Annotated in this window: 6 protein-coding genes; 2 read left to right on the forward strand and 4 right to left on the reverse strand. The window is 69.6% G+C overall.

All coding sequences use genetic code 11. The annotated features are described in order from the left end of the window. The 3 genes from ABZ646_RS38740 to ABZ646_RS38750 form a co-directional block, all read right to left on the reverse strand. The coding region (locus ABZ646_RS38740) for a gamma-glutamyltransferase (RefSeq protein ID WP_360530047.1) at positions 1 to 328 on the reverse strand (328 nt) is incomplete at its 3' end. Positions 329 to 498: 170 nt separating this feature from the next. Next, positions 499 to 2,211, reverse strand: a complete 1,713-nt coding sequence (locus tag ABZ646_RS38745; protein WP_360530050.1) for an LCP family protein — start codon at positions 2,209 to 2,211, stop codon at positions 499 to 501. A 227-nt stretch (positions 2,212 to 2,438) separates the two neighbouring features. Beyond that, positions 2,439 to 2,801, reverse strand: coding sequence for a metalloregulator ArsR/SmtB family transcription factor (locus ABZ646_RS38750; protein WP_360530053.1), 363 nt, complete (start codon positions 2,799 to 2,801; stop codon positions 2,439 to 2,441). Positions 2,802 to 3,038: 237 nt separating this feature from the next. On the opposite strand from ABZ646_RS38750, the gene ABZ646_RS38755 reads away from it, so the two are divergent. Both ABZ646_RS38755 and ABZ646_RS38760 read left to right on the forward strand, forming a co-directional pair. Continuing rightward, entirely contained in the window at positions 3,039 to 3,311 is a 273-nt protein-coding gene (locus ABZ646_RS38755) for a GlsB/YeaQ/YmgE family stress response membrane protein (RefSeq protein ID WP_360530056.1), read from the forward strand. 234 nt (positions 3,312 to 3,545) lie between these two features. Next, complete coding sequence (locus ABZ646_RS38760) at positions 3,546 to 4,229, forward strand: hypothetical protein (RefSeq protein WP_360530059.1); 684 nt, start codon at positions 3,546 to 3,548, stop codon at positions 4,227 to 4,229. A 34-nt stretch (positions 4,230 to 4,263) separates the two neighbouring features. On the opposite strand, the gene ABZ646_RS38765 is transcribed toward ABZ646_RS38760, so the two are convergent. Next, positions 4,264 to 5,639: NCS1 family nucleobase:cation symporter-1 (locus ABZ646_RS38765; RefSeq protein WP_360530062.1), on the reverse strand; the 1,376-nt coding region annotated here is incomplete at its 5' end.

Here is a 5,639-nt window from a genome sequence, read left to right on the forward strand (position 1 = left end):
GTGGTTCCGGGATCTCGCCCAGTGCGGTCACCAGATACATGGCGTCGAAGGTGTCGTCGTCGAAGGCGGTGGCGCCGGCCGGGGCCACGCCCTGCCCGCACAGCACCCGCACCTCGCCGCCGGCCGGGGCGAGCAGGATCGGCACCTCGCCGGCCGGCCCGTTGAGGTGCGGCTCCACCACGTGCAGGACGAACGCTCCGGCGACGGCTGCGTCATAGGCGTTGCCGCCGGTCTCCAGGACCGCCATCGCCGACTGGGAGGCCAGCCAGTGCGTGGACGACACCATGCCGAAGGTGCCCTGGAGGGTGGGGCGGGTGGTGAACTGCATCTCTCACCTCGTTGCTCGCGCGACCGACCGCTGTGTGCTGCCCGAACAGAGGCTGCCGAGCGGGCACCGCCCGAACTGCCTGGCAGCTACATGCTTTCATGGTCGCCGCGCGCGCAATCCTCCGCCGCACGATCTCTCACGGTCTTTGCCCGCCGCGGCGGGCACCCGCCTCACTGGTCCGAGTCGGGCTTGCTCCGCGCCGCCGCGTACGCCTGGGCCGGGGTCATCGGCACGCCGTTGAGGCTGACCGTCTTGTACTGGCTGACCTTGGCGCAGGTCTTGGAGTCGTCGGCGGTCGAGGCGTTGGCGTTGGAGACGGCTGCCTTGGTGTCGCCCGAGGTGGCCGGGAAACTGGTGCCGCTCGTCCAGTCGCTGCCGATGACCAGCACGACGCCGGTTCCGGTGCCCTGCTTGACGTGCGAGCCGGGCACGCCCAGGGCCTTGGCGACGGTCGCCGCCTCGCCCTTGTCGCCGGAGCCGTAGGTCACGCTGGTCGTGGTCGCCGAGCTCGGTGCGTTGGCGGTGGTGGTGCGGGTGCTGAAGCCCTGCGAGATCAGGTAGGTGGCGATCGCGGAGGCCCGGCCGGTGATGGTGGTGCCGTTCTCGACGGTCACGGCGATCTGGGCGGCGGGGACGGACGCGGTGGTGGCCGAGGGCTTCGCGGTCGCCTCGGCCGCCGACGACTTCTTGCCCGAACTGGTGGTCAGCGACTGGTCGTTGGCCATGGTGGCGAACAGGTCCTTGGCGCCCGAGCCCACCACCACCCGGTTGCTGTTGGTCGGGTCGGGTGCGGTCTGCATGGTGGTGAAGGTCATCCGCTTGGTGGGGACCTTGTTCACGTCGGCCGCGAGCGAGATCAGCTTCTTGACGCTGCCGAGGCCGTCGTCCACGGTGAGCGCCTTGGTGGCCGCGTCGGCGAGGTTGTAGACGGCGGTGGGGTCGGTGAGCGTACCCGCGCTCTTGAACTTGCGGATCATGGCGCTGAGGAAGAGGTGCTGGGAGACGGTACGGCCGAGGTCGCTGCCGTCGCCGAAGCCGTGCCGGGAGCGGACGAACTCCAGTGCCGCCTGGCCTTTGAGGGTGTGGGTGCCCTTGGAGAGCTTCAGGTGCGAGTAGGTGTCGTACACGTTGTCGTTGACGCACACGGAGACGCCGCCGACCGCGTCGGACATCTTGACCACGCCGGAGAAGTCCAGCTTGACGAAGTGGTCGATGGGGATGCCGGTGAGCTGGTGGATGGTGTCGACCTGGCAGGCGGGACCGTACTCGAGGGCGCTGTTGACCTGGCCGTAGTAGCCGGAGGTGGACTGGCCGCTCGCGGCGTCCTTGCAGGCCGGGACGTTGACCATGGTGTCCCGGGGAATGCTCATGACGGTCGCGTTGGAGCGGTCGGCGGCTATGTGCACCACCATCTCGACGTCCGCGTTGCCGTTGCCGGTCTGGACGCCGGTCTGCGAACAGCCGCCGCCGAGCTTGCAGTCCGCCTTGCTGGTACGGCCGTCGGAGCCGATCACCAGGATGTTGATCGGGGTCCGGCCGAACGCGTCGGCCTTCTCCGTGCCGCCCTTGCCGTCGAGGGAGACGCTGTTGATGTTGCCGTTGAGGTGCTGGTAGAACCACCAGCCCGCGCCCGCGGTGACCAGCACCAGGACCGCCGTGCACAGGCCGATGATCTTCAGTACCCGCTTGCCGCGCCCGGCCGGCCTGGCACGCCGGGAGCCCCTGCTTCCGCCGCCTCCGCCGCGGGACTTGGCCGCCTGCCGGGCCGCGGCCCGGCCTCCGGTCGGCCGTGTCCCGTCGGGCAGGGCACCACGCTGGCCGGGCACCTGGTCGGTACGGCGGCGTGTGGCCTGGCCTCCCGGGCCGTCCCACGGGTCGGTCATCTTCCACTCCCATGAACGGTCGGGTCCGTCGGCGGGTACGGCCGGGCGGCCGCGGCGGGGCACGGGCAGCCCCGAGCCGGGCCCTTTTGGGTTGCGTGATTGCGCAATCTAACAAACCCACAGCCCGGACAGCACGGAGCCCAGCTGAATTCACAGGTGAGGGATGTCATGGAACCTCCGGCACGCCCATTCCGTCACCCCTCATACGCACGTACGATCCGGCGCGCTCAGACACCCGCCTCGCGCAGTCGGCGCACGGGCGCCGGAACCTGCCCCGAGCGAGCCGTCAGCTGGCCGACGGCCACCCGTACGACGGTCACGATATCCGGGTCGTCGACGTAGTAGATCTGCCGCCGCCCCTCACGGCGGGAGCGCACCAGACCGGCCAGCTTGAGCTTGGCCAGGTGCTGGCTGACCGCGGGCAGCGCGCCGCCGACGCGGTCGGCGAGGCACGTCACATCGCTCTCGCCCTGCGAGAGCGCCCACATCAGGTGCAGTCGGGCCGGTGAGGCGAGCAGCCCGAACACCGCTGCCGCCTCGGTGAGCACCCCGTCGGAAGGGTCCATGAAGCCACCGGCGTTCTCCCCCACAGCCCACTCCCTCCCGTCACAGCTCCGGCACGGACGCCCACTCAGTGTAGGCGTGCGGTCACCGGCCCGGTGACGGCCTCCCCGCGAAGTCCGCCACACGTCCCCCGCATTGTCATGAGCGGGTGACAGTCCATCGACGGCTCGGCAGCAGGCACCCCGGACGCCCGCGACAGTTCCTAAGCTTGCGCAACAAGGCAAGTCAGCAGGGCACCACCCCGTACCGGGAGGACAACCAACGTGGGCATCATCGGCTGGATCATCCTCGGCCTCCTCGCCGGAGCCATCGCCAAGATCCTGCTGCCCGGACGCGACCCGGGCGGCCTGATCGGCACCACCCTGATCGGCATCGCGGGTGCCTTCGTCGGCGGCTGGCTCTCCGCCCGCTTCCTCGACCGCCCGGTGGAGAAGCACTTCTTCGACCTCTACACCTGGGGCGCCGCGATCGCCGGCTCCCTGGTCCTCCTCATCTGCTACCGGCTGCTCTTCGGCAACTCGCGCGACCGACGGTGACTCCGGTCACCTTCGACCGCCCGCCGCAGTCACGACATTCCGGATGTACAGGGACCCGGTCCGCACGACATTCCGGATGTACGGGACGGCCGTCGGAGGAGGTCGACAAGGCACCACACCAGCCTCACAGGCAAGGCACCGATTCCACTTCCACCCCACAGGGAGTCGTGTGAGACTGGCGTCCCGTCCACAGTGTGGACTCCTCCGCACCCCGTCCCCAGCGAGAAGTGCGACTTGCGATCTCTTCCACTGCCGCTCGCCCTCACCGCGCGCCTGACGCCGGTCGCCGTGCTCGCCTGTGCGGGCTGGGCGATGGCGTCGGGTCCCGACACGACGGCGACAGCCGGTACCTCAGGTGACACGACCAAGCAGTCGGCCGGCCAGTCGACGGGCGACGCCCCGTCGTCGTCCTCGACGACCGGGGCGGCCGCGACGAAGACGTACGCCACCTCCCCCGCCCCCTGCGGCTCCATCCCCGCGGCCACCGTGACGTCGCTGGTGCCCGGCGCCAAGACGGCCGGCAAGGAGATCCCCTCCACGGACACCAAGCTGCGCCGCACCTGCTCCTGGAACGCGCTCAAGGGGTACGACTACCGCTGGCTCGACGTCTCCTTCGAGATCATGGACTCCGACGCGGCGGCCGCGAAGGAGTACCAGGACCGGGTCGCCGAGAAGAGCGGCGGCGGGGCGGTGCCGGGGCTCGGGGACAACGGCTACTCCGTGGTGAACCTGACCACCGAGGACAAACAGCAGACCCGCGAGGGCGTGGTGATGGCCCAGGTCTCCAACGCGCTGGTGATCGTCACCTACAACGGCAGCGACTTCGAGAACAAGAAGGCGCCGGACACGGACGAGATCAACAAGGGCGCCATCAAGGCCGCGAAGAGCGCGGTGACCGCGCTGAAGGGCAGCCAGTAGCCGACGGGCCCGGCTGCCCTTCGCGCGTCACTCGTCAGGACTCCCTGGGCGGCACCAGCCGGGTCAGCGCCAGGTACAGCACCAGCGACGTGCCGAGGCCGACCGCCCAGCCGTAGTCGGCGAGCGGGGACAGTGCCGGGACGGGCCGGCCGTCGATCAGCGGTTTGAAGCTGGCCCCGCCGATCGCGAGGATGCCGCCGGTGAGGAAGGCGACGACCGCCCGCCAGTTCCAGCCCCCGTCGTACCAGTACCGGCCGCCCGTGCGGTACAGGTCGGTGAGGTCCAGGCGGGTGCGGCGCAGCAGCCAGTAGTCGGCGATGAGGATGCCGGCGACCGTGCCGAGCAGACCGCCGACCAGCCCGAGCCAGGTGAAGATGTAGCCCTGCGGGTCGGAGTACAGCTTCCACGGGAAGATCAGCACCGCGAGGACCGACGTGATCAGTGCGCCGGTGCGGAAACTGATCTTCCTGGGCGCGATGTTGGAGAAGTCGAAGGCGGGCGAGACCAGGTTGGCGGCGATGTTCACGGACAGGGTCGCGACCAGGACGGTGACCAGGGCGTAGAGCAGACCCACCACGTTGTCGGTCTTGGCGGCCAGTTGGACCGGGTCCCAGACCGGCTGCCCGTAGACGGCCTGCGACCCGGAGGTCACCAGGACGGAGAGGAAGGCGAACAGGGTCATCGTGGTGGGCAGGCCGAGGGCCTGTCCGCGGGTCTGCGCCTTCTGGCTCCTGCCGTACCGGGTGAAGTCGGGGATGTTCAGGGACAACGTGGACCAGAAGCCGATCATGCCCATGAGCGAGGGCCAGAAGATCTTCCAGAAGCCGCCGCCCCAGCCCAGCTTGGAGGGCTGGTCGAAGAGCGGGCCGAGGCCGCCGGCCTTGTGGCTCATCCAGATCAGCATCACGAAGGCGCCGACGAGGACGAAGGGCGCGGCCCAGTTCTCGAAGCGGCGGATGGTGTCCATGCCCCGGTAGATGATCGCGACCTGAAGCACCCAGAAGAGGGCGAACGACAGCCACATGGTCCAGGCGTAGCCGCCGATGTGCGAGGCGTTCGCCCAGCTGTCGCCGATCAGCTTGCCGGCGAGGAAGTAGATCGCCTCGCCGCCGATCCAGGTCTGGATGCCGAACCAGCCGCAGGCCACCAACGCCCTCACGACGGCGGGGAGGTTGGCGCCGCGCACCCCGAAGGAGGCGCGTGCGAAGACCGGGAAGGGGATGCCGTACTTGGGTCCGGCGTGCCCGGTGAGCAGCATCGGCACGAGGACGACGAGATTGGCCAGGGCGATGGTGAACACGGCCTGTTTCCAGTCCATGCCGACCGCGATCAGCCCGGAGGCCAGGGTCCAGGACGCCGTGTTGTGGGCCATGCCGACCCACAGCGCGGAGAAGTTGTACGTGGTCCAGG

It is taken from the genome of Streptomyces sp. NPDC007162, from assembly GCF_040634175.1.
Classification (GTDB): Bacteria; Actinomycetota; Actinomycetes; order Streptomycetales; family Streptomycetaceae; genus Streptomyces.